Source organism: Gordonia sp. (in: high G+C Gram-positive bacteria) (genome assembly GCF_049647785.1).
GTDB lineage: Bacteria > Actinomycetota > Actinomycetes > Mycobacteriales > Mycobacteriaceae > Gordonia.
Map to the genome: position 1 here is coordinate 26,876 of NZ_JBARYI010000078.1, position 23,518 is coordinate 50,393.

Genomic DNA, 23,518 nt, shown 5'->3' on the forward strand with positions numbered 1-23,518 from the left:
GCTAGCCGACCCAGACTTTTCCGCGGTGGGCTTGCCGACGAAGTTCTTCCTGCCAGCCGTCGTCGCCGACCGTCACGCCCGTGATGGCTTGCGGCTGGGCGTTGGCGATCGCTTCGTATTTGGCGCGAGCACGATGGCCATCGTCGATGATCGCCGCCACGTCACCGTTGTCACGTAACGCGTCGCGGGCGGCCGTGAGACGGTCGATGGTGGTGCTCAAGGTGTTCAGCAGCGCGATGGAGTTCGCTTCGAGCATGGCGCGCTGAAGGTCGGGGGCCGTGCCTGCCACCCGGGTCCCGTCGCGGAAGCTGCCTGCGGCCAGACGGAGCGCCAGATCGCTTTCGCCAGCACCGACGGTGGCAGTGACGGCAGCCATCAGATGTGGGTTGTGCGAGATGGCGGCGGCGGCGCGGTCGTGGGCGTCGTTGGCCGCGGGCACCACATAGGAGCCTGCGGCGCGGGCCAGGTGCGCCACTGCGAGCCAATCGTCGGCATCGGTGTGGTCGTCGGTCGTCACCATCCACATGGCGCCGTCAAACAGGCTGGGATCAGTGGCCAACCAGCCAGAGTGCGCGGTCCCGGCCATCGGGTGCCCCCCGATGTAGCGACCGTGGGGATGCAGGCGAGCGATCAGATACGCGACCTCTTCCTTCACGCTGATCACATCGGTGAGCAGGCACGACGGCGCGTGATCGCGGATCGCTTCCACCATCGTCGTGGCTGCGGTGAATGGCGTCGCGAGGACGATCAGAGCGTCGGACTCGGCCGCCTCGCGCAACACCGCGACAAGGTCGCTGGAGGCGGTGTAACCGTCGGCGGCGGCCGCGTCGACGGTGGCGACGGAGCGGTTGTAACCGAAGGTGCGGTGGCCCGTGTCGGAGAGGCGGCGCAGCAGTGACCCGCCGATCAAACCGAGGCCGAGGACGCAGATGGGGCGAGTGAGTGCAGCAGACACAAACCCAGCGTGGCACATTCGCGTGAATCTAACTTGGGAGAGTCCTCAAAAGCGGCTACCGTGGCGAGCATGGCGAAGCCTGATGCGCAGAGCGAATACGACGATGTCGATGGTTTTGCCGTGGCGGTGGTCCGCGAAGAGGCCGGGTGGAAGGTGACCGCGCTCGCGCCGTCGGCCCTTGACAGCGTCGACGATGCCGAACTTCAACTCCGTGAACTCCGCGCCCCGGGTGCGGTGTTTGGGCTCCTCGACGTCGACGACGAGTTCTTCATCATCGTGCGTCCGTCGCCCGCGGGTGCGCGGTTGGTGCTTTCGGATGCGACGGCGGCCGTCGACTACGACGTCGCCGCAGATGTCCTCGACGCTCTTCACATCGACATTCCCGATCTGGATCCGGACGAACTCGACGATGTTGACCCGTGGGAGGAAGGCGACCTGGCGATCCTGACCGACCTGGGCTTGCCGGATGCGGTCCTCAGCATCATTCTTGGCGACACTGACCTCTACGCCGATGAGCAAATCGGCATGATTGCGGCGCGCATGGGTTTTGCCGATGAATTGTCGGCTGTGCTCGACAAACTCGGCCGCTAACACCGCTATGACATCCCGTCCCGCCACCCCCGCAGCCGCCGGGTCGCGCCCGGATCGGGGGCAGGTTGATCGACTCGCCGAGTCGATGATGTCCGCGGCCCTCGACGCGGCGCGCACCGCCGATCCCGCTGACGTGCCGATCGGCGCGGTGATCTTTGGCCCGGACGGGACGGAACTGGCGCGGGCGTCGAACCGACGTGAGGCGGACGGCGACCCCACCGCTCACGCCGAGATTCTGGCGTTGCGGGCTGCCGCGCGCGTTTTCGGCGACGGGTGGCGGCTGTCCGGGTGCACCCTGGTGGTGACTGTGGAGCCGTGCACGATGTGTGCGGGCGCGATCGCTTTGGCGCGCGTGTCCCAAGTGGTCTTCGGCGCGTGGGAGCCAAAGACCGGCGCTGTGGGATCGCTGTGGGACGTGCTGCGAGATGAACGCCAGATGCATCGACCGGAAGTGCTGTCGGGCGTGCGTGAGGACGAATGCGGGGCGCTCGTGCGGGAGTTCTTTTCCGAGCGTCGGGGTTAACCCTGACCCGGCCCTGATCTTTTCGTTAGGCCTCACCACTTCGTGGCGGACTGTGGCAGATTTGGAGATGCGATCGTGCCGAGGTGCAGGTCGCGGAAGGGGAAAACCACATGTCGGATCCAATGGACAAGATCAGCGAGGCCCTGGCGACCGCGGCAGGCAAGCTCGACGAGTTCGCGAAGAGCGAGCAAGTGCAAGGCGCCGTCGACAGTGCCAAGGAGAAGCTGTCGGAGATCGCGAACAATGATCAGGTGCAGGGCGCGGTCGAGACGGCAAAGACCAAACTGAACGAGATCGCGAACAACGAGCAGGTGCAGAGCGCCGTCGAGACTGCCAAGACTAAGGTCGGCGAAATCGCCGACAAGCTTTCCGGCCACTAAAGGTGCTCTGACCAGCCGATTTCGTACTGATGAACCACTGCGGTACAGTTTTCCGCGGTGGCGTGTCCGAGCGGCCGAAGGTGCAGCACTCGAAATGCTGTGTACGGTGACCCCGTACCGAGGGTTCAAATCCCTCCGCCACCGCGCAAGGCCCTGATCTGCTAATGCAGGTCAGGGCCTTTTTCATGCTTGTTCCCGCATTGCCGCACACAGGGGATTCTGAGGACCCGACGCCGGAGGTGCTTCAAAGCAAGTTCGACCCACCATCAGTGGAGGTCAACTGCTGTAAACCAGCGATTCTGTGCACATCTTCTGCCCTCTAACGGCTATGGTCATTTGCGATGATTGCCGGACGGCGATCGACGGTCTTATCAAGGGGAGAGTCACATGCGAATCAAGAATCGGGTGTACGCGGTTGCAGCCGCGGCGTCAGCCGCAGCCTTGCTGGTTACCGGATGTAGTTCAGGGGACTCGAACGACAACGCGGCCTCGGCAACACCGACAACCAGCGCGGCATCGCCCGGCGACACGGCAGTGGCCGGAGATTGCGCAACGCCGTCGGGCAAGGTGACCGATGCGAACCATCAGCCCGGAGAGCCCACCTTCGGCCTCCTGACGCTGCCCGGATGGGACCGAGTCACCTCGGCCGATAGTGACGTGGTGCGACTTGCCGTTCGGAACGCGGACTTGCGGTCGGGCAACTTTTCGCCGAATGCGGTCGTGACCGTCGAGAAATCGCCAGTTTCGGACATCGAGAGCGAAACCGAGCGGCAGATCGAGGGGCTGAAGCAGTCCACCGTTTCGCCGACCGACATCAAGACTGAGGCCCCCACAACCACCTGTGGCTTCCCAAGTCAGACGCTGACCTACTCGATGAAGAACCAGGCCGGCAGCATGTCGTCGGTGACCGCGACCATCTTCATGGTGCCGAATGCGACCGGTTCCACGGTGGCTGTGTTGACGATGCAGACCACCGAACCCGATAACGAGGAGTATCAGGCGGCGGTGAAGCAGATGATCGAGGAATTCCAGATCGAGAAGTAGTACTGCGGACAGAGGCGTCCCCGCGAGCGGGTGTCGAGGGAGAATCTCCCTCGGTACTGGCTCTCGGGGACGTTTCTGGCTGTACCGGGTAAGTGACCGCTGGCGTCAGTGCTCAGTCGAGAACGAACTCCGCCGCCGGTGCACTTCGAGCGCCAACGCCACGAGACGGTCAATGAGATCGGGGTAGGCGATCCCCGTCGCTTCCCACATCTTCGGGTACATCGATGATGGTGTGAACCCGGGAATCGTGTTGACCTCGTTGAGCAACCATCCACGACCACCCTCTTCGTAGAAGAAGTCGACACGGGCCATACCTGCGCAGCGCAGCGCGATAAATGCATCAGCCGCGTACTCGCGGATCTGCGCGATCGCATCTTCGGGCAGGGGAGCGGGGATCATGAGTTCGGCGGCGCCGGTCAGGTACTTGTCGGCGTAGTCGTAGAAGTCCGAACCGATCTTCACTTCACCGGGCAGTGAGGTGTCGGGTGCGGTGTTACCAAGGACCGCGACTTCAATCTCGCGTCCAACGACGGCCTCTTCGATGATGACGACATCGTCGTAGCGGAGGGCGTGATTGATGGCGGCGTCGAGTTCTTCGCGGTTTTGCGCGCGGCTCACGCCGACCGACGATCCCATGTTGGCGGGCTTGACGAACACGGGCATGCCCAGCTGTTCTTCGACGTCGGTGAGGATCTGGCGGGCATCGTCGACGCCGTCGCGGAAGGTGATCCACCGGCACTGGGGGATCCCGGCGCGTGCCGCGATCTCCTTGGTCATCGCCTTGTCCATGCACACGGATGAGGACAGGACGCCGCAGCCGACGTAGGGGAGCTTGAACAGTTCCAGCATGCCTTGGACGGTGCCGTCTTCGCCGTGCGGTCCATGCAGGAGGGGGAACACGACGGTCAGGTCCTCGGGTGGACCGTTCAGCACCTCGAACGGATTGACCGTGGGGCCTTCGATCTCCAGGCTGTTGGGTAGTTCCGCACCTGCGGCGATGGCCTCGGCGGCGGCGTCGTTGCGGTGCCACACGCCGCGTTGGTCGATGCCAACGGGGATGATGCGGTACTTGGTTCGGTCTGCGGCAGCCAACACATGTGCTGCGCTCACGCGGGAGACGTCGTGTTCTGCGGATACTCCGCCATAGAGGACGACAAGCCGGATGAGGGGAATGCTCATGGGTGCAACGATACGTGCACCCTTGTAGCGTAGTTCGACGTGCGCCTCTCAACTTCTCAGATCGCCGCCGCGACCGGCGGAACCCTCCATGGACCCGACGTTGACATCGATTCGGCCAGTATCGATTCGCGGTCGGTCCGTCGAGGTCAATTGTTTGTGCCGATTGTCGCCGCGCGCGACGGTCACGACTTCATTTCGGCGGCGGTCGAGTCCGGGGCGTCGGCGTACCTGACGGATCGGGCACCCGATGCGGCGGTCGATGCGACAGCGATCCAGGTGGCCGATACGGCGGAGGCGCTGGCGGACGTGGGCCGCGCGGTCCGCGCCCTGCTCCCGGGTCGGGTGGTTGGCGTTACCGGTTCGGTCGGTAAGACATCGACCAAAGACCTGCTGGCCGGCGTGCTGGAGACGACGTTTGTGACTGCGGCGAGCGCGAAGTCGTTTAACAACGAACTGGGGCTGCCGCTGACACTGGCCGGTGCGCCCGACAGCACCGAGGCCGTGGTCTTGGAGATGGGTGCCCGGGGCGTCGGCCACATTGCCCAACTGTGTTCGATCGCCTCACCGACGGTGGGGGTCCTGACTCGTGTCGAGGGCGTCCACCTGGAAATGTTCGGCACTATCGAAGATGTGGCACAGGCCAAGGGGGAGCTCATCGATTCGCTGCCCGCCGACGGTCTGGCGGTGTTGAACGCCGACGATCCGCGGGTGGCGGCAATGGCATCGCGAACCAGCGCACGAGTGCTCACATACGGCGTCGAGAATGCAGCGGACGTCTACGCCACCGACATCACCCTTGACGATGAACTGCGGGCGAGTTTCACCCTGCATAGCCCGTGGGGGCAAGCGCCGGTGAAGCTCGGTGCGCGCGGCGAACACCAGGTGGGCAATGCGCTGGCCGCTGCCGCCGCTGGCGGAGGTTTGGGAGTGCCGCTCGACCAGATCGTCGAGGGTCTCTTCGCAGCCGAACTGTCGGGGCTGCGAATGGAAATGAGCACGACCGCGGCTGGCGTCACGATCGTGAACGACGCATACAACGCCAACCCCACGTCGATGGGTGCCGCACTAACTGCACTGGCGCGGCTCGATGCGAGCCGCAGGTATGCGGTCCTCGGCACCATGGCCGAACTCGGCGACGACAGCGCTGCTGCCCACCGAAGCGTCGCCAAACAGGCCCTTGACTTGGGCGTGACGGTCATTGCGGTCGACGAACCGCATTACGGAGACGGCGTGACGCACGTCGCCGGGGTCGACGGCGCGGTCGCTGCGCTGAGCGAACTCCAGCGCGGCGACGCGGTCCTGGTGAAGGGCAGCCGAGTCGCCGCCCTGGAACGTGTCGCCGACGCTCTGAGCGAGTAGTTCTCGATCAGTTCGGCATTAGTGCGAACGCCTGGCTGCCCTTGGTGCACCGGGCGAGTTCCCCGACGACCTTCGACGGTCCGCAGTCCCATCCGGAGACGGTTTGGGGTGCGCCGGTAGCGATCAGCGGGCCATACTCCTTCGCGATGGTTTTGGCGGTGTCGCACGAGACGTCACCTTCGACGATGTGAATTTGGAGGGCACCGTCCGGGCCCTTGGTGGCACCGCAGGTCTGATCGCCCTCAGCGGACCTGCTCGACGGCGCGGCATCCGCGGAAGTCGTCTTCGGCTTGGGGCCGCCAACCACGGGGATGCTGCTGTTCGCCGGTGGCGTCACCACAGTCGCCGACGAATCGGCGCTCGAGGTGGCATCGTTTTCCGACCCGCACGCCGTAGCTGTGAGGACCACTGAGAAGCCGAGGAACGCGGTCGCAAGCAGTTTCTTGGTGACAGTCATGGGCTCTACGCTAACGAATTTGAGCGTGTACGTGCACGACTGGGATGATGACGAGTGTGACTACCAGCCACTTCGCACCGCGCACGTCCCTACCCGGCACTGCCGGCCGTACGGGAACCATCACGACGCCGCACGGTCAGATCCAGACGCCAGCCTTTGTGCCGGTCGGAACCAAGGCGACTGTGAAGACGGTGCTGCCCGAATCGGTGGAGGCCCTTGGCGCGCAAGCCGTCCTCGCGAACGCCTATCACCTCTACCTGCAGCCGGGGCCGGAGATTGTCGACCGGGCGGGTGGCCTGGGCAAGTTCATGAACTGGCACGGCCCCACCTACACCGACAGCGGTGGCTTCCAGGTGATGTCGCTGGGCGTGGGCTTCAAGAAAGTCATCTCGATGGATGTTGTCGGCGAGCAGGACGACACCCGGATCGCCGAGGGGAAAGAGCGGCTCGCAAACGTCGACGACGATGGCGTCACGTTTAAATCGCACCTCGATGGTTCCAAGCATCGCTTTACGCCCGAGGTGTCGATGCAGATCCAGCACCAACTCGGTGCCGACATCATCTTTGCGTTCGACGAGCTCACCACGCTGATGAACACGCGTGGCTACCAGGAGAGTTCGTTGGAGCGCACCCGCCAGTGGGCTATCCGCTGCCTCGCCGAGCACAATCGACTCTCGGTTGAGCGGGACCATCGCCCGCAGCAGGCACTGTGGGGAGTGGTGCAGGGTGCCCAGTACGAGGACTTGCGCCGCAAGGCGACACGCGACCTCGTCGAACTGAGTCGGATCGACCGGGAAAACGGCGGCAAGGGTTTCGGCGGCTACGGTATCGGGGGCGCGCTGGAGAAAGCGAACCTTGGGACCATCGTCGGATGGGTCACCGACGAGCTGCCCGACGACGCACCCCGTCACCTGTTGGGTATCAGCGAGCCCGACGATATTTTCACCGCGATCGAGAACGGCGCTGACACGTTTGACTGTGTTTCACCGACGCGTGTGGCACGTAACGGGGCGATCTATTCGTTCGACGGTCGTTACAACATCACAAACGCTAAGTACCGCGACGACTTCTCGCCGTTGGATGCCGAACTCGACAACTATTCGACGCAGTACACCCGCGCCTACCTGCATCACCTGTTCAAAGCCAAGGAAGGTCTCGCATCGACGTTGGCGACGTTGCACAACCTGTCGTTTACGGTCACCTTGGTTGAGCGTGCCCGCCACGCGATTGAGGCTGGCAACTACTTCGAGTACCGCGACGAATTTCTGCGACGGTATTACGCGGGCGCGAAGTAGGTCATTTCGGCGGGATAAAGATCCACGGTTCGCGGGGCAAAGCCGCGGGGTCAAAACGGGCGGCCAGCGTCTGCATCGTCACCGGCTCGCCCGGCGAAGCAAGCCCCAGCGACTCCGCGATCATCGACAGTGCGCCCGCCGCGTCGATCCCGTGCTCGGCGAGGTCTTCGAGGGTCACCGCACCGTCGCGTTTGGCGAGGCGAACGTGCTTGTCGTTCAGCACCATCGGCACGTGCGCGTATTCGGGCGGCTGATGGTGCAGCAGTGTCGCCAGGTACGACTGCCGCGGTGCCGAACTGAGCAGGTCATCGCCGCGAACCACCTGGTCGATACCGGTAGTGGCGTCGTCGATGACGACGGCGAGATTGTAGGCGGGCGTGCCGTCGCCGCGGACAAGAACGAAGTCGTCGACGTCGCCGGTGTACTCGCCGTGCAGAGTGTCGTGGACGGTGAAGGTCGACACGTCGGCGCGCAAGCGGATGGCGGCGGGGCGGGATGCGCGTCGTTCGACCCGTTCAGCCCGAGTGAGGTCGCGGCAGGTTCCCGGGTACGCGCCCTGCGGGGAGTGCGGCGCGCTGGGGGCGTCGAGGATTTCTCGACGGGTGCAGTAGCACTCGAAAGTACGGTCGGCGGCGATGAGCTCGTCGACGATGCGACGGTATTCGGCCAGCCTGGCCGACTGGTAGACGATGGGCTCGTTCCAGGTGAGGCCGAGGGCGGCGAGGTCGGTGAGTTGTCGGCGATCTGAGCCCGGTGCCACCCGGTCGAGATCTTCCATGCGAATCACGAAATCGCGGCCGCTGGCGTGGGCAAACAGCCACGCCAGGACCGCGGTCCGCAAGTTCCCGATATGTAGGTCGCCGGATGGCGATGGCGCAAAGCGACCTGCGGCAGGTGAAACCGATGGCATTCCTACACGGTAGTTTCTGCTGCTTTCGCGTCGGCTTCCCGCTGCAGTTTGGCCCGGTATTCCGGGCGGGTGCTATCCGGGCGGACCATGAACGCCACGGCAATCACGCCGATGATCATCACGGCCGCGGGGAGCAGAAGTGACTGCTCCATCGCCGTTGAGAATGGTGCCAGTAGGAAGTTCGGCAGGGAACCGGCACCGATGGCGTCGGAGTGCCCGGCACTTTCCGGCATGTTGGCAACGAGTCGGGACTGCATTGCGGCGGCAATTGCTGCCGAACCGAGGACCGAACCGATCTGCCGCGTGGTGTTGTAGATGCCAGCCCCGGCACCGGCCTGGCGTGGTGGCAGATTTCGGGTTGCCGTCGTCGCGAGCGGACCCCACATGCCAGCGTTCGCCAGGCCCATCAATGCGGAGGGGAGTAGGAACATCCAGATCGGGGTATCGACGTTCATCATCGATGCGTACCAAAACAGGGCGACGCTGAAGAGCCCAAGGCCGGGGATCAGCAGGTAGCGCGGATCTGTCCGGTCGAGGAGTTTCCCGGCAAGGGGCGCCAGGACGCCGGCGAGGACGGCCATCGGAATCATCAGCAATGCCGACTGGGTGGGGGTGAGTCCGCGTCCGAGCTGGATGAAGAACATCATCGGCAGTGTCATGCTGGTTACGGCAAAGCCGACAACCGCGATTCCGAGGTTGGAGATCGTGAAGTTCCGGTCCTTGAACAGTTCGAGCGGAACCAGTGGTTCAGATTTGGTCCGCGACTGCTGCCACAAGAACACGCCCATGACGGCCACACCGCCGAACACCATCGCCCAAATGCCGGTGGACCAGTTGTACTTTTCGCCTTCCTGGAGCCCAAAGACGATCAGGAACATGGCGATGGTGCTGAGGACGACACCGATCATGTCGAAGCGGTGCGGGTGGGTCTCCAGCTTCGGCACCAACTTCCATGCGGCGATGATGCCGATGACGCCGACCGGGACGTTGACGAAGAAGATCCATTCCCAGCCCGCATGGTCGACGAGGAGACCGCCGGCGAGTGGCCCGACGAGCATGGCGACACCGGCGACAGATCCCCACAGGCCCATCGCGGTTCCGCGCTGATGCGGCGGGAAGGTACGCGTGATGACGGCCATCGTCTGCGGGGTCACCAGGGCGGCACCCAAACCCTGGATGGCGCGAAACCCAATGAGTTCACCCAACGACGACGACAGTCCGCACGCCAGCGACGCGAGCGTAAAGATGGTGATGCCGATGAGGTAAATGTTGCGGGGACCGAAGCGGTCGCCGAGACGGCCGGTGATGAGCAGTGGCACCGCATACGCCAACAAGTAGGCGCTGGTGACCCACACGACGTTGTCGAGGTTGCTGGTGTCGGGGTCGAGCGCAGCTTTGATGGCGGGGTTGGCGACCGACACGATCGTCGTATCGACCAGCACCATAAAGAAGCCGATGACCAGCGCCCACAGCGCAGGCCATGGACTCCGTTCGGCGGTGGCGGAGGGGGTGGTCATGAGGTGGCGTCTTTCGATTCGGGATGGTGCGAACTGGGGAAGCGAGCATCGACGCCCCACAGGTAGTTGGGGTCGCCCAGATGCGTAAGTAGTCGGCGGGTCCACCGGAGATCGGTTTCGATGAGTTCGGCCTGCCGGTCAATTTCGATGAGGAACTGAGGTGGGGTGTCCCGTTCGGCGGCACCGGCGAGGCCTGCGTGATGCCCGTCAAGGTCGGCGATGAGGGCGTCGCGTCGTTGGCTGAGGAGTTCGACCGCTTCGGCACGGTCGAGGTTGTGGGCTTCGGCGAGGGCGACGCGGAACTGAGCCGGTCGTGTGTTTTGGGGGAGTTCGGCGCGAACCCATGCGACGACGGCGTCGCGCCCGGCGTCGGTGAGGGTGTAGGTGGTGCGCTCGGGGCGGTTGCCCTCGCGATCAACGCCCACTTCGCGGACCAATTCGGCATCTTGGAGGCGGGCGACGGTGTGATAGAGGGTTCCGTTGGTGATGGGGACCATGCGGTCGTTTCGCCGCTGTTTGAGGGTGCGCGCCATCTCGTACGGGTGCATGTCGCCCTCGCGCAGTAGCGCCAAGACCATTACTGCCAGCGGCGTAAGACGAAGGGATTTGCCCGGCATTCGAAGTCCCATCCACATTGATTAGTCCATACCAATTAGTCAACATGGACTATAGGTCGACGGCTGACTTCGTCAAAATCGGCACGTTCCTTCCGTCGCGCTAACGCGTTGAGGGTCGAACGCGGCGTGTCCGCTTCTTCGGCGTGTCGAACCTGGCTGCTCCCTCTGGCTCTCCCTCGTGCGGAATGCCCTCAGATTCCGATCCAAAATTGTCAGACCCTCTAATTAGAATCGAACGTAAGTTCGAGCTAGCAATTCGAAGGGGAAATTAGATGACTACTCGCACCAGTACCCGCCCGCCGGCCTCCACGGTTGAGGTTTCCGACGGGGAGATTTTGATCCGGATCGCCCGCCCTGCCCCGGTTGCCTCTGGCGGTTCGGCGGAGGGTTCGGCTGCCTCTTCTGGTGTGGTGCGTGATTCGCGTGCGCAGCGGTTGGCGTTTGCGGCTCGGGTCGATTCGTTTGCCGGGGTGGTGATGTGGCATCGCTACAGCGAGATTTGCTCGCTGCTGCAGGAACGGTTTGCCGAAGCGCAGGCCGATACGACCTCGGATGTGTTTGCCCGCGTGTACGACCCGTTGTGCCAGGTCGCGGCGTCGTATGCGACGGCGGCTGGAGTGCGGCAGTACACGGCCGAGCAGTTTGTCGAACGGGCCGTAGCGTGTGTTGAACGCATTCCGGCGGTGGGTGGCTTGTTGCGTGATGGGCTGATCCCCGACGCCTGGTTTGCTCGTGTGGTCGAGCAAACTGCCCTGGTCGACGACCTCGCTTTGCTGGCCCTGATCGACGCCGAGGTCGCTCACCGACTGATGGGTTTGGGGGGCCTTTCGGCCAAGCGTGTGGAGGCCGTTGTTGCTGCGGTCGTCGCCGAGCATGACCCCGATGCGGTCACGTTGACTCGTGAGCAGGTCAAGGCCTACAAGAAGGTATTGGTCAACCCGCTCAGCGAGGGGATGTCGGAGTTGATCATTACCGCTGCGGCCGAGGACGTGCGTATCGCTAAGGAGGTCCTTGATGCGGTGATCGCCGGGGTGTGCCCGAAAGATCCCCGCACCAAGCAGGTCCGTCGCTCGGATGCGGCGATGGCACGGTTGAACGGTACGGCGTTCACCTGCCAGTGCGGCGAGGATGATTGCACCGCTGAACTGTCGGCCGAGCAGGTTCAGGCTCGGTGTGCGCGGGTGGTGTTGCATGTGGTGGTGCGGGAAGAAACCCTCGACGGCACGTCCGAGACGCCGGCGCAGTTGGATGGGTTCGGCCCGATCTCGGCCCAGCATGTTCACGAGATCGCTGCCCGTTCCGATGCGGTGGCCCGCAAGGTCGATCTGGGTGATCTGCTCGATCACCAGGCCCAGCCGGGTAACAACTACCGGCCCACTGCCACTCTCGATGTGGTTTTGCGGGGCCTGTTCGGGACATGCACCTGGCCCGGCTGCAGCGAGCCAGCGTTTGCGGCGGATTTGGATCACGTGTGCGAGTATGACCACGACGACCCGGCCGCTGGTGGCCCGACGTGCTTGTGCAATATCAACCCCAAGTGCCGGTTCCATCACGGGCTTAAGACCAGTGCCGAAGGCTGGCTTGACGATCAGATCGTTGACGCCAACGGCGTGATCTGGACCGAGGTGACGACCCCGGAAGGGTTCACCGTTCGTCAGCAAGCGTTGAACACGTGGCTGCTGCCGGAAGTGGGGTTGATTCCGTGCTCGCACCCCACGTTCGGCGGGACACGCCCGGATTCCGGACACGTCGAGGACGGCCCTCAACGCACAAAGTCCCGCACGAAGGCCAAGCACGATTACCGAATTGCCCGCCGCGCCGCCAACCGCCGCATCCGCGAGGAAGCCGAAGCCCGGGAATTAGCTGAGGACGGAGTCCCACCGTTCTGACCAACGCGGCAGCGCGTCAGGTTCGACACGCCGAAGAGTCGGACACGCCGTGTTCGACCCTCGACGCGTTAGCCCGAAGGCGTCCGCGATTGTCGCGTACTCCTCGATTAGGGGGTGCGCTCGCTTCGCTCGCGGCCCCACTCGGAGAGCGAGGGGAAAGGTTAGCCCGAGTACGGGAGACGCCGGAGTTTGGAACATGCACCTGAAGTCGTTGCCAAGCGACTGGTACTCGGGAACGATGGGCGAGTGGACCTTCCGGTAAACCCGCCCGTGCAACCGATGCTCGCGAAAGCCGTCGGTGCTGTTCCGGACCAGCCAGCTGAGGGTCCGGTGTGGTCGTACGAGCCGAAGTGGGATGGTTTCCGCGCCTTGATCTTCCGCGACGCCGACGAGGTTGTGATGGCGTCGCGCGGTGGCAAAGACCTGGCCCGCTACTTCCCGGAAATCGTCGACGCCGCTCGCCGTGCACTACCGCCGCGCATCGTGCTCGACGGTGAGGTGGCGGTGGCCAGGCCTGTCGGCGGTGTCAATCGGCTCGACTGGGACTCGCTTTCTCAGCGCATCCACCCCGCGGCGTCGCGGGTGGCGAAGTTGGCTGAGGAGACGCCAGCCGTGTTCATCGGATTCGATGCCCTCGCCACCGACACTCTCGATCTGACCGGCGAACAGTTCGACGTCCGTCGCGCTGCGCTGCTCGAGGCCGCCGCTGACTCCGGGGATGAGCGGATCCAAGTCAGTCGTGTCACCAGGGACCCAGACGTCGCCAAAGCGTGGTTCGCCGAATTTGAAGGCGCGGGACTCGACGGCGTCGTCGGTAAACGACTCGACGGAATCTACGTGCCTGGCAAGCGTGAAATGGTGAAGGTGAAGCACAAGCGCACCGCGGACTGCGTGATCCTCGGCTACCGCGTTCATAAGTCCGGAACCGGGCTCGGCTCAATGCTTCTCGGCCTCTTCGACGACACCGGCGACTTGCGGATGGTTGGCGGGTCGAGTGCCTTCGCCGACAAGGTGCGCCTTGAATTGCAAGAACTGCTGGAACCGATGCGCCTCGATCCGGACAACGTGGCGCAAGGGGAGGTCAGCCGGTGGCGCAGTGCCGGAAGCGCCGAGTGGATTCCGGTGCGACCGGAACTGGTCGCCGAGTTCGCGTACGACCAAATGGAAAACCAACGCTTCCGGCACACCGTGAAGTTTCTGCGCTGGCGTGCCGACCGCGAACCGGAAAGCTGCGGGTACGACCAACTCGAAGTGCCGCTCACCTACGACATCTTCGACGTCCTCGAGACCGGAAAGAGTTCCTGATGCCGCCCAAACCGAAGCCCGTCATGCTCGACGTCGACGGCGTCGAAGTGAAAATGAGCAGCCCCGACAAGATCTACTTCCCGGAACTCGGCGACGACGGCGGACGGAAAGCCGACCTCGTCGACTACTACCGGACCATGGCGGTGACCGGACCCCTCCTGACGGCGATCGCCGGGCGGCCAACCTTTCTGCAACGCTTCCCCGACGGGGTGGAGGGTGAGCAGATCTATCAAAAGCATCTGCCGAAGTATCACCCCGAACACGTCCAGTCGACGCGGATCGTCTTCCCGTCCAAGCGTTCCGGTGATGCGTTCTGTCCGCGAATTGCCGCTGACGTGGTGTGGGCCGCCAACCTGGGGACGTTCACGTTCCACACCTGGCCCACCGTCGACCCCGACAACGATCACCCGGAGCAACTGCGAATCGATCTGGACCCGCCGGATGGAAAGTCGTTCGACGATGTCCGACGCGTGGCACTCGACCTCGTGAAGCCGTTCCTCGAAGAAATTGGCATGACGGGATTCGTGAAAACCTCCGGAAGCCGCGGGGTGCATGTCTTTGTCCCCATCCGGCCGGAGTGGGATTTCATCGCGACCCGACGCACGGTGATTGCGCTCGGACGCGAGCTGGAACGCCGAGAACCGAAAGCTGTCACCACATCGTGGTGGAAGGAAGAACGCGGCGACCGGATCTTCATCGACTACAACCAGAACGCCCGTGATCGCTCGATGGCCTCGCCGTATTCGGCGCGCAAGTCGGCCCGCGCCCGCGTCTCCACCCCGGTGACCTGGGAAGAGCTCGTCGACATCGACCCTGAGGACCTCACGATTGCGACCGTTCCGGCCCTCGTCGAACGTCGAGGCGACCCATGGGCCGACATCGCCGATCACCGTTCCGGCTTGGAGAAACTCCTGGAAATGGTCGAGCGCGACGAAGCCGACGGCCTGGGTGACATGGTGTACCCGCCCAACTATCCGAAGATGCCGGGCGAACCTCCGCGTGTTCCGCCGAGCAAGATGGTCGCCGAACATTGGGATGAAGACGGGAATCGAATCGAGCCGAGTTAGCGCTCGTTGGCTGGGGAAAATTCTGCCGCCCGTCGCGCCAGCAATGCCCCGGGCGCGAACCCGGTCAGCTCGGTGAACTCGCGCGACATGTGCGGCTGATCGGCATACCCATAATCCGCCGCGACCGCTGCTGCGGGCAGTCCCGATTCGAGGGCGGCGCGTGCGGCGTCGAATCGAGCCAGTCGAGCGGCCTGCTTTGGCCCGACACCGAACTCCGCGACAAAAAGCTTGGTTAGATACCGCGCCGACCACCCCGACAATTCGACGAGTTCGGCCACTGTCACCTGGCCGCGCCTGCGCGCGATCACATCCCACGCGGTCTGCGCGTCGAAGGCCGGAGTGGTGTCGGCGGCGATGGCGGCGAGCGCGCTCGCACACACCTGCGTGCGGCCCGCTGGCCGCGCGTGCGCCAACTGTTCGTGCAGGCGGCGTGCAAAGTCCGTGTTTACCTGCGATAACTCGATCATCTCGCCGGTGAGTTCGCCGAACGGCATGCCGAGGATGGCTCGTACCGCGGTGGGCGAGAGGGCAAGCTGCACCCCGTGCTGGGAACCATCGTGATGAATTGTCACCGGCCTCAGGTGCATTCCGGCCAGGCAGCAGCGGAAGGCGGTGGTCCCGCGGGTGCTCTCGCTACTGAGAACTAAACCGTCGGCCAGGTCGACCACCAGCGTCGCGGAGGCGGAAGGCAGCCCGAGATGCTCACCGGGTGCGGCACCGTCGATGTCGTACGGGGTGATCGTGACGCCAGTTAGCCCGCGTAGGTCCCGAAACTCCATACGTTGCCTTCCGGATCGGCGATGGAGAACCCTCGGGATCCATAATCGGCGTCTTCCATCTCTCGGACAAGGGTGGCACCGAGCGCGGTGGCCTTGGCGAAGACCGCGTCGGGGTCGGTGACGACCACGTACAGGCTTCCGGAGCCGACCGGTCGGTTGAAGGTTTTGTCGGCCTTGTTTGCGGAGTGGATCATCACTCGGCCGCCGTCGGGCCACAGCATTTCGGAATGCATCACTTCTCCCGCGCCGTCGCCCTCGACGAGGACGCCGGGGATGAATCCGAGTTGCTCGAGCCAGTCGCGCTGGGCGATCGCGTCGTTGCAGGTGAGCCCGGGCCAGATGTTGGTGTCTTTGCGTGTGTTCATGACCTCAGTTTGGGCCTGTCTTTCGCGCGGATCTTGGAAAAATCGGCACAAACACCCGGGTGGATGGGACTTTGGTCCCGGTTGGCTCGAAAAGCTCGTAGGTTAGGGTTAGCTTATGAACAAGCTGTCGCGGCTAATCGTCACACTCGTTTCCGGTCTGATGGCCGTGGCATTGACAGCTGTCGCGGTTGCGCCTGCGACAGCAAAACCCTGGAAGCCCGCGATCACCGTGTACCTCGCCGACGGTGTGACCCCGGTCGGCACCACCGTGCTGCACCCCGGCGACGTTGTCGTTGTGAAGGGCACCGGCTTCGATCCGAACGCCAATACCTCCGGTGGTTTTCCGGTTCCGGTGCCGCCGGGCGTTCCGCACGGCACCTTCGTCACGTTCGGGGCGTTCTCACCCAACTGGCGTCCATCACAGGGGGCGCCGGAATCCTCGCGCACCACGGTCCGCGCGCAAACCAAGTGGGCACTCTCCCGCGATGCCCTTAATCGCGTTCCGAACGTGCCGTTCGACATGCGTCGCACCGTCCGCCAACAGTGGACCCCGGTGAGCCGCGCCGGCGAGTTCACCGCACGCATCAGCCTCGCGACTCCGAAGGAACTGCCAGCGAACGGCCGCTGGGGCATCTACACCTTCGGTGCTGCCGACGCGGTAAATGCCGCCCAGGAACTGCGCGTTCCGTTGAACTACTCCACCGAGAACGGCCCCAACACCCCGACTCCGGCACCAAAGAACCTGATCTGGGCTTACTCGCCGTCGTTCGCCGACACCGTCAAGAACACCACGTCGGGAGGACTGTCGGGCAGCGACGGTGCGGCCATCGACAGCAACGGGCGGATGTCGTTCAAGCTCGTCGGCAACAGCCTCAGCAACGGCAAGGGCCAACTGCGCTACCAGGGGACCGTCGTCGCGTTCACCAAGTTCCACCTGCTCGAGATTGCGCTGGCCGATCCAGTCATCACCGTCAATGGCACGCGAGCGGTGTTGAGCATGCGGACCTCAACCACCGACCAGAACGGCAATGACGTGCTGCGTCGCGTCAACATCGCCGACCTGACACTGACCGCCGCGCAGGCCGCCCGTCTCGCCAAGGGTGAGGACGTTTCCGGGATTGCCGCAGCTTTCCGCCAGGGCATTACGCCGACCTCGCTCGCCGCGCTGTCGTTGGGTAACGCAGCCCCGGTGACGCTGGACTTTTAGTCGGTCCGTTTCTCGACGATCGCGAGTAACGTCGCCGGTGTGAGTTCCGCACCCGACGAGGGGCCCAAGAAACTCGCCGCCGAGATCGTCAGCGGTGTCGACAAGAACGACCCGGATTGGGCTGCGACGCAGGTCAATCCGGGTCTTCGCGTGGCCGCAGCCTGGACGTGGCGACTGCTGATCGTCGGTGCGGGGTTGTTTGTTCTCGGGCAGATTTTTCTCCGTTTTAAAGAACTCTTTGTTCCCGTGGCGATCGCGATTCTGCTGTCTGCACTCCTGGTTCCGATGGTTGGTTGGCTCGAACGGCGCCGGATTCCGCGTTCGATAGGCGTCCTGCTGGCCGTCGTACTAACGCTCGCGGTGATTGCCGCCGGGCTGAGTTTTGTTGTCCAACAACTCATCACCGGTGTTCCGCGGATGTCCGACGACATCGCCAACTCGGTGTCCAAGGTCCGCAACTGGCTCGAGACCGGCCCCTTCAAGATTGACTCCGAGACCGTTCGCAGCAGCAGCAACGACATCATCGGGTGGCTGCGCGCCCACGAGGCCACCATCGCGACAGGTGCGATCGATACCGCAGCGGTCGTCACCATGCTGGCGACGGCCACCCTGCTGACAATCTTCCTGCTGATCTTCTTCCTGTACGACGGTCGCCAAATCTGGCAGTACGTCACCAAACTCATCCCCTCGGCACACCGCGAGCACGTTCGTGCCGCAGGCGATGCGGGATTCCGGACGCTGCAGTCGTACGTGCGCGCCACCGTGCTCGTCGCCCTGATCGACGCCATCGGAATCGGTATCGGCTTGGCGATCCTGCAAGTACCGATGGTGCTACCGCTGATGGCGCTCATCTTCTTGGGTGCCTTCATCCCGATCGTCGGTTCGGTCGCCGCCGGATCGCTGGCCGTCCTCGTCGCACTCGCCACGCAAGGCTGGGTGACTGCGCTGCTGGTGGTCGTCGTGCTGGTGGTGATCATGCAAGTGGAAAGCCACGTGCTCCAACCGTTCCTCCTCGGACGGTCAGTGAAGCTCCACCCAGTCGCCGTGATCATCGTGATCGCCGCAGGCATCATGTTCGCGGGCATCGTCGGCGGCCTCCTCGCAGTACCCATCCTCGCGTTCGTGAACACAGCGATCGGGCATCCGCGCGGATCCTCTGGCGGCGAACCGCCGCTGCTGCCCGGTGAAACCGAGATACCGCTCGATGGGGAGCCACCGCTTGCCGAAGGAAGTTGACCTCACCGCCGAGGATTTGCGGGCCGTCGTCGAATTCGCGCTGACCGCAGCCCGCAGTGTGCTGCCGCTGTATGTCGAAGCGTGCCCTGATAGCCCGATGCCGCAGGCTGCGCTCAACGCGGCACAGCGTTTCGTCGACGGTGAACCGCGGTCGAACCTGCAGCGTCGAACTGCTGTCGACGCGCATCGAGCGGCGAAAGCTGCGCCAACGATTGCGGCTACCTGTGCCGCCTACGCAGCCGGTGACGCGGCCGCAGCTGCCTACCTGCATCCGCTTCCAAAAGCGACGCAGGTCGGTCACATTCTGCGGGCGTCGGCGTACGCAGCAGCGGCGGTCGAAGCTGACGGTTCAGCGGCAGACGCCGAGCGCTTCATTGCCGCAGAAATCGCGCGCATGCCCGCGGCAGTGCTCGACGTCCTTCGCCGCTATCCGCCCGCACCAAAAGGGAAGACCCGCGTCGCGCAGTTAATGTTCCTGCTCGACGCGACGCTGCGCCCAGAGGTTTTCCCCGAGCCGTGAAGTAGGCAGGTACCGCCCCAGCTTTCTTTGGGAGGCGGCGTTATTCCAGTGATGAACGTCCTACCCTGGCGAGAGATACGCGTCCTGTACTGGAGGAGAGTCATGAGCTACACCGTCGCTGACCTGATTGTCGAAACTATCGCTGCCGCGGGCGTCGAGCGTATCTACGGAATTCCGGGTGACTCTCTCAACGGCTTCACCGATGCGCTGCGGACCTCGAAGTCGCTGGCTTGGACCCACGTGCGGCACGAGGAGGGTGCGGCTTTCGCTGCGTCGGGTGAGGCGGCGATTACCGGTCGACTGGCAGTGTGCGCGGGTAGTTGCGGGCCGGGAAACCTGCACCTCATCAACGGGTTGTATGACGCGCACCGTTCTCGGGTGCCGGTTCTGGCGATTGCGGCGCAGATTCCAGCGGCTACCGTCGGCACCACGTACTTTCAGGAGACCCACCCTGAGCAGATCTTCGCCGAGTGCAGCGACTACTGCGAGACGATCAACACTGTCGAACAGGCGCCCCATCTGATCGACATCGCGATCCGTACGGCCGTCGAGCAACGCGGTGTGGCTGTCCTGGTGATTCCGGGGGAGTTGTTCCTCGCCAAGATCGACCGTCCCGAACGAGTTTCCCGGATCCGTGCCGTGGAGACCGTGATGTATCCGGCGGTGGAACCGTTGAGCTTGGCCGCCGTCCGGCTCAACGAATCCAAGAGAGTCACGATCCTCGCTGGCGCGGGCACTGCAGGTGCTCACGACGAATTGGTTGCGCTCGCTGCCGCGTTGAAGGCTCCGATCGTCCACGCGCTCCGCGGGAAGGAGCATGTGGAGTACGACAATCCGTACGACGTTGGCATGACCGGCCTGCTCGGATTCTCGTCCGGCTATCGCGCCATCGAGCACTGCGACACCCTGCTGATGATCGGCACCGACTTCCCCTACTCGCAGTTTCTGCCGTCGAAGGCGTTTGTCATCCAACTCGACGTCCGCGGCCGCCAAATCGGCAGGCGTTGTCGCGTCGACCTTCCGTTGGTCGGCGACGCCGCCGACACGATGCCGCGCCTCACTGAACGGATCGTTGATGGCCGTGACGGCGGGCACCTGGATGCCGCACTTGAGCACTACCGGCGAACCCGCGACGGACTCGACGAACTGGCAGCCCCAGCCGGGCCGGGCGAACCGATCCATCCGCAGTACCTGACCAAACTGCTTTCGGATGCGGCGGATGACGACGCGGTCTTCGTGCCCGACGTCGGCTCGCCGGTGGTGTGGGCATCCCGGTATTTAAAGATGAATGGTCGCCGCAGGCTGATCGGCTCTTTCAGCCACGGATCCATGGCCAATGCGCTCTCCCAGAGCGCTGGCATCTCGGCGGTCTCGCCGCAGCGGCAGGTCATTGCACTTGCCGGTGACGGCGGGCTCGCGATGTTGCTCGGCGAGTTGTTGACGCTGGTTCAAAATTCGCTGCCGGTGAAGGTCGTCGTCTACAACAACGCGTCACTCAATTTTGTCGAGCTTGAGATGAAGGCCGCCGGATTCGTTACCTTCGGCACCGACCTCAAGAACCCCGACTTCGCGGCACTCGCCGAATCGGTCGGGATCTGGGGCCGCCGCGTCACCGAATCAGAGGATCTGCCCACCGCGGTCGACGCCTTCCTGGCGCACGATGGCCCGGCACTGCTCGATGTCACGACGGCACGCCAGGAACTGTCGATCCCACCGACGATTTCGGCGGCACAGGCCAAGGGGTTCGCGCTTTACGCCCTCCGGACGGTGATGTCAGGTCGCGGCGACGAACTCGTCGACCTAGCCGAGACGAATCTGCGGCGACGGCTGTTCTGATCGGCTACTCGGCGGCCCGGCGCACCATCTCGCCAATCCAGATCGGCGCATAGGGCGACGTGCAGTTCGGTGGTGTCGGATAGTCCTTGAGTACCTCAAGCTTTTCGCCGATCGCGATGGCGCGACTCCGCAGGTCAGGGTTATTGATGCCGATCTGGGCGAGGGTCTCGTTCATGGGCCACTGAAGGTCGGACGGGGCGTCCTTCATGTCGGCTTCAATCGTGTCGAGCAGTCCGGACAAGTCCAGGCCTTCGCCGCCCTTCGCGACACGAACACTCGTCAGGTGCCAGCCCGCGCCGGCGATCGTCGGATCCGGGTCGTCGAACCATGCGACGCGAAGCTCCTCCGCATAGCGGCCCTTCTTCACCAGGTTCGCCAAGAGCCAGTCCCGCACCTTCGGAGTCCGCGCCTCACGGAGCATGGCGTCCAACTCAGCCGCTGAATAGTTGCTCGGCCGACTGACCAAGATCGCGAGCAGTCGTGCTGCTGTGTCATCCGTCGCCCACAGCTCACGCGCCAAATCCGGCTGGCCCTTAAGGCGCTTCCCAATCGCCCGCAGCTTGCTCAGATTGACGCCGTGATCATCGCCGTGGCGGACATTGACCGCGAGGACCTTCGGGTCGTTAAGGGCATCCAACTCGGCAAGCAGGTCATCGACGGTGGGCATGGTGTCGAGGGTAGCGGGGCTCAAACGGCAACGAAGAAGTTGTCGCGCACCTGCTGGTTGTCCTATGTCGCGCATGGTCTTCCCGGCTGGGCCCAGCTGCGGTCGGATAGAGGAACCGTCGCTACGCTCCTCCCGAATCCGCAGTGCTCAATATGCACAACGCGGCCCCCTGCCTTCGTTCCTCAGGCAGGGGGCCGCGTTGTGCATGGCGGAGGATAGGGGATTCGAACCCCTGAGGGCTATTAACCCAACCCGCGTTCCAGGCGAGCGCCATAGGCCACTAGGCGAATCCTCCAGGCAGAAATGATCGTAACGGGTGCCGTGCATGGAACCCAAAACGACCCGCTACACTGGTCTACGGATCCCGCGCGGCGTGCATCCTGTGAACTCCCCCAGGGCCGGAAGGCAGCAAGGGTCAACGGGCTCTCTCGGGTGCGCGGGGTCCGCTAACTTTTTCAAGCGTCACATCTGCAAACGCCGCGAGGCGCGTTTGTGGGAGAGGTCCTCCGTTGAACTTTCACTCTATGAGTGTCGACCAACTCCGCACCACCCAAAACGACCTCCGCAAACGCTACGAAACACTCAAAGCCGCCGGCCTCAAACTCGACCTCACCCGCGGCAAACCAGCACCCGACCAGCTCGACCTCTCCAACGAGATGCTCAAGCTGCCTGGCGACGTCTACACCAGCCCCGACGGCACCGACTGTCGTAACTACGGTGGCGTCACCGGACTACCCGGACTCCGCGAAATCTTCGGCGAACTCCTCGGCACCGGCGCCGACCGCACCATCGCCCTCGGCAACGCCAGCCTGCAAATCATGCACGACATCACCGTCGCCGCACTGCTGCACGGCACTCCCGACTCCGAAACCCCGTGGTCGCAGAGCCCCATCAAATTCCTGTGCCCAGTCCCCGGCTACGACCGCCACTTCGGCATCACCGAGCGGTACGGCATCGAAATGGTCAACGTCCCCATGAACCCGGACGGCCCCGACGTCGACGCCTGCGCCGAACTCGTCGCAAACGACCCCAGCATCAAAGGTATGTGGGTAGTTCCCACCTACTCCAACCCCACCGGCTACACCGTCAGCGAAGACGTCGCTCGACAACTCGTCGCCATGCCCGCAGCCCCCGACTTCCGGATCTACTGGGACAACGCCTACGCCGTCCACACCCTCGTCGACAGCGAGCCGACACCGGTACCGATCCTCGACCTCGCCGCCGAAGCCGGAAACCCCAACCGCGTCTACGTCTTCGCCTCCACCAGCAAAATCACGTTCGCTGGCGCAGGCGTCGCATTCCTCGCATCATCGAAAGCCAACCTCGACTGGTACGGGAAAAACGCCGGCGTGGCGACCATCGGTCCCGACAAGCTCAACCAACTCCGCCACCTCATGTTCTTGCGCGACGCCGACGGCGTGCGCGAACACATGGCGAAACACCGTGCACTCATCGAACCCAAATTCGCGGCCGTCCTCGAGATCCTCGAAAACCGTCTCGGCGAAAGCAAAATCGCCTCCTGGACGCACCCAGAAGGCGGCTACTTCATTAGCCTCGACGTCGTCGACGGTGCCGCAGCGCGCACCATCGCCCTCGCCAAAGAAGCTGGCATCGCCCTCACCGCTGCAGGCTCCACGTTCCCGTACAAGAACGACCCCCGCGACGAAAATATTCGCCTCGCACCGACCTTCCCGTCGATCGACGAACTCGGCACCGCCATGGATGGCGTCGCGACATGCGCATTACTGGCCGCCACCGAAGTGCTGATCGACAAAAACTAGTCGGCGAAAACAGCGCCAGTTTCACGCCAGGGCCAACGT

General features: G+C 63.9%; 23 protein-coding genes, 2 tRNA genes and 1 other RNA gene. 16 read left to right on the forward strand and 10 right to left on the reverse strand.

Annotation, left to right across the window (positions count from 1 at the left end):
• Window position 1 precedes the first annotated feature (1 nt).
• The gene (locus WBA38_RS11975) at window positions 2–955 is read right to left on the reverse strand and encodes a prephenate dehydrogenase (protein WP_424293981.1); all 954 of its coding nucleotides are present in this window, start codon (window positions 953–955) and stop codon (window positions 2–4) included.
• 69 nt (window positions 956–1,024) lie between these two features.
• Here WBA38_RS11975 and WBA38_RS11980 point away from each other — a divergent pair, with 69 nt between their 5' ends.
• From WBA38_RS11980 to WBA38_RS12000, 5 genes are all read left to right on the forward strand, one after another.
• Complete coding sequence (locus WBA38_RS11980; protein WP_424293982.1) at window positions 1,025–1,546, forward strand: tRNA adenosine deaminase-associated protein; 522 nt, start codon at window positions 1,025–1,027, stop codon at window positions 1,544–1,546.
• 85 nt (window positions 1,547–1,631) lie between these two features.
• Entirely contained in the window at window positions 1,632–2,069 is a 438-nt protein-coding gene (locus WBA38_RS11985; RefSeq protein WP_424293987.1) for a nucleoside deaminase, read from the forward strand.
• Between the two features lie 110 nt (window positions 2,070–2,179).
• Window positions 2,180–2,449 carry a hypothetical protein gene (locus WBA38_RS11990; RefSeq protein WP_424293983.1) on the forward strand — a complete coding sequence of 90 codons (270 nt, stop codon included), beginning with the start codon at window positions 2,180–2,182 and terminating at the stop codon, window positions 2,447–2,449.
• 56 nt (window positions 2,450–2,505) lie between these two features.
• Window positions 2,506–2,593 (forward strand) — tRNA-Ser (locus WBA38_RS11995).
• Window positions 2,594–2,836: 243 nt separating this feature from the next.
• The gene (locus tag WBA38_RS12000; RefSeq protein ID WP_424293984.1) at window positions 2,837–3,493 is read left to right on the forward strand and encodes a hypothetical protein; all 657 of its coding nucleotides are present in this window, start codon (window positions 2,837–2,839) and stop codon (window positions 3,491–3,493) included.
• Window positions 3,494–3,598: 105 nt separating this feature from the next.
• On the opposite strand, the gene WBA38_RS12005 is transcribed toward WBA38_RS12000, so the two are convergent.
• A complete protein-coding gene (locus WBA38_RS12005; protein WP_424293985.1) occupies window positions 3,599–4,672 on the reverse strand; it encodes a D-alanine--D-alanine ligase family protein in 1,074 nt (357 codons plus the stop codon).
• A gap of 39 nt (window positions 4,673–4,711) precedes the next feature.
• On the opposite strand from WBA38_RS12005, the gene WBA38_RS12010 reads away from it, so the two are divergent.
• The gene (locus tag WBA38_RS12010; protein ID WP_424322797.1) at window positions 4,712–6,031 is read left to right on the forward strand and encodes a UDP-N-acetylmuramoyl-tripeptide--D-alanyl-D-alanine ligase; all 1,320 of its coding nucleotides are present in this window, start codon (window positions 4,712–4,714) and stop codon (window positions 6,029–6,031) included.
• A gap of 7 nt (window positions 6,032–6,038) precedes the next feature.
• Here the strand turns inward: WBA38_RS12010 and WBA38_RS12015 are convergent, their stop codons facing one another.
• A complete protein-coding gene (locus WBA38_RS12015) occupies window positions 6,039–6,488 on the reverse strand; it encodes a hypothetical protein (RefSeq protein WP_424296982.1) in 450 nt (149 codons plus the stop codon).
• A gap of 44 nt (window positions 6,489–6,532) precedes the next feature.
• Between WBA38_RS12015 and tgt the strand changes: the two genes are divergently transcribed.
• Window positions 6,533–7,783, forward strand: coding sequence for a tRNA guanosine(34) transglycosylase Tgt (gene tgt / locus WBA38_RS12020; RefSeq protein WP_424296980.1), 1,251 nt, complete (start codon window positions 6,533–6,535; stop codon window positions 7,781–7,783).
• 1 nt (window position 7,784) lies between these two features.
• Here tgt and gluQRS read toward each other — a convergent pair whose 3' ends face one another.
• The 3 genes from gluQRS to WBA38_RS12035 are packed head-to-tail and all read right to left on the reverse strand — an operon-like array spanning window position 7,785 to window position 10,827.
• Entirely contained in the window at window positions 7,785–8,693 is a 909-nt protein-coding gene (gene gluQRS, locus WBA38_RS12025) for a tRNA glutamyl-Q(34) synthetase GluQRS (RefSeq protein ID WP_424296978.1), read from the reverse strand.
• A 2-nt stretch (window positions 8,694–8,695) separates the two neighbouring features.
• On the reverse strand, window positions 8,696–10,210 hold the full coding sequence (locus WBA38_RS12030) for a DHA2 family efflux MFS transporter permease subunit (RefSeq protein WP_424322798.1): 1,515 nt from the start codon (window positions 10,208–10,210) through the stop codon (window positions 8,696–8,698).
• Window positions 10,207–10,827 (reverse strand): PadR family transcriptional regulator, encoded by a 621-nt coding sequence (locus WBA38_RS12035; protein ID WP_424322799.1) that lies wholly within the window; start codon window positions 10,825–10,827, stop codon window positions 10,207–10,209. The genes WBA38_RS12030 and WBA38_RS12035 overlap by 4 nt, the downstream gene beginning before the upstream one ends.
• A gap of 272 nt (window positions 10,828–11,099) precedes the next feature.
• On the opposite strand from WBA38_RS12035, the gene WBA38_RS12040 reads away from it, so the two are divergent.
• The 3 genes from WBA38_RS12040 to WBA38_RS12050 all read left to right on the forward strand — a co-directional run bounded on the left by WBA38_RS12040 (window position 11,100) and on the right by WBA38_RS12050 (window position 15,088).
• A complete protein-coding gene (locus WBA38_RS12040) occupies window positions 11,100–12,716 on the forward strand; it encodes a DUF222 domain-containing protein (RefSeq protein ID WP_424322800.1) in 1,617 nt (538 codons plus the stop codon).
• Window positions 12,717–12,962: 246 nt separating this feature from the next.
• Window positions 12,963–14,021: an ATP-dependent DNA ligase gene (locus WBA38_RS12045; RefSeq protein WP_424296521.1), complete on the forward strand. Its 1,059-nt coding sequence runs from the start codon at window positions 12,963–12,965 to the stop codon at window positions 14,019–14,021.
• Window positions 14,021–15,088 (forward strand): DNA polymerase domain-containing protein, encoded by a 1,068-nt coding sequence (locus WBA38_RS12050; RefSeq protein WP_424322801.1) that lies wholly within the window; start codon window positions 14,021–14,023, stop codon window positions 15,086–15,088. Before WBA38_RS12045 ends, WBA38_RS12050 begins: the two co-directional genes overlap by 1 nt.
• On the opposite strand, the gene WBA38_RS12055 is transcribed toward WBA38_RS12050, so the two are convergent.
• Together WBA38_RS12055 and WBA38_RS12060 are read right to left on the reverse strand one after the other, a co-directional pair.
• Window positions 15,085–15,867, reverse strand: coding sequence for a helix-turn-helix domain-containing protein (locus tag WBA38_RS12055; protein WP_424296512.1), 783 nt, complete (start codon window positions 15,865–15,867; stop codon window positions 15,085–15,087). The genes WBA38_RS12050 and WBA38_RS12055 overlap by 4 nt on opposite strands.
• The gene (locus tag WBA38_RS12060) at window positions 15,840–16,232 is read right to left on the reverse strand and encodes a VOC family protein (RefSeq protein ID WP_424296510.1); all 393 of its coding nucleotides are present in this window, start codon (window positions 16,230–16,232) and stop codon (window positions 15,840–15,842) included. Before WBA38_RS12060 ends, WBA38_RS12055 begins: the two co-directional genes overlap by 28 nt.
• 115 nt (window positions 16,233–16,347) lie before the next feature.
• On the opposite strand from WBA38_RS12060, the gene WBA38_RS12065 reads away from it, so the two are divergent.
• From WBA38_RS12065 to poxB, 4 genes are all read left to right on the forward strand, one after another.
• A complete protein-coding gene (locus WBA38_RS12065) occupies window positions 16,348–17,439 on the forward strand; it encodes an HtaA domain-containing protein (protein WP_424296508.1) in 1,092 nt (363 codons plus the stop codon).
• Window positions 17,440–17,478: 39 nt separating this feature from the next.
• Window positions 17,479–18,675, forward strand: coding sequence for an AI-2E family transporter (locus WBA38_RS12070; protein WP_424296506.1), 1,197 nt, complete (start codon window positions 17,479–17,481; stop codon window positions 18,673–18,675).
• Window positions 18,659–19,195 (forward strand): putative immunity protein, encoded by a 537-nt coding sequence (locus WBA38_RS12075; RefSeq protein ID WP_424322802.1) that lies wholly within the window; start codon window positions 18,659–18,661, stop codon window positions 19,193–19,195. Before WBA38_RS12070 ends, WBA38_RS12075 begins: the two co-directional genes overlap by 17 nt.
• A gap of 102 nt (window positions 19,196–19,297) precedes the next feature.
• Window positions 19,298–21,031 (forward strand): ubiquinone-dependent pyruvate dehydrogenase, encoded by a 1,734-nt coding sequence (gene poxB, locus WBA38_RS12080; RefSeq protein WP_424322803.1) that lies wholly within the window; start codon window positions 19,298–19,300, stop codon window positions 21,029–21,031.
• A 4-nt stretch (window positions 21,032–21,035) separates the two neighbouring features.
• Here the strand turns inward: poxB and WBA38_RS12085 are convergent, their stop codons facing one another.
• Both WBA38_RS12085 and WBA38_RS12090 read right to left on the reverse strand, forming a co-directional pair.
• Window positions 21,036–21,698, reverse strand: a complete 663-nt coding sequence (locus tag WBA38_RS12085) for a DNA alkylation repair protein (protein WP_424322804.1) — start codon at window positions 21,696–21,698, stop codon at window positions 21,036–21,038.
• Between the two features lie 206 nt (window positions 21,699–21,904).
• A tRNA-Ser gene (locus WBA38_RS12090) sits at window positions 21,905–21,993 on the reverse strand.
• 60 nt (window positions 21,994–22,053) lie between these two features.
• On the opposite strand from WBA38_RS12090, the gene ffs reads away from it, so the two are divergent.
• An RNA gene (gene ffs, locus WBA38_RS12095) (signal recognition particle sRNA small type) lies at window positions 22,054–22,150 on the forward strand.
• A gap of 57 nt (window positions 22,151–22,207) precedes the next feature.
• A complete protein-coding gene (locus WBA38_RS12100) occupies window positions 22,208–23,479 on the forward strand; it encodes an aminotransferase class I/II-fold pyridoxal phosphate-dependent enzyme (RefSeq protein ID WP_424322805.1) in 1,272 nt (423 codons plus the stop codon).
• Window positions 23,480–23,518 lie beyond the last annotated feature (39 nt).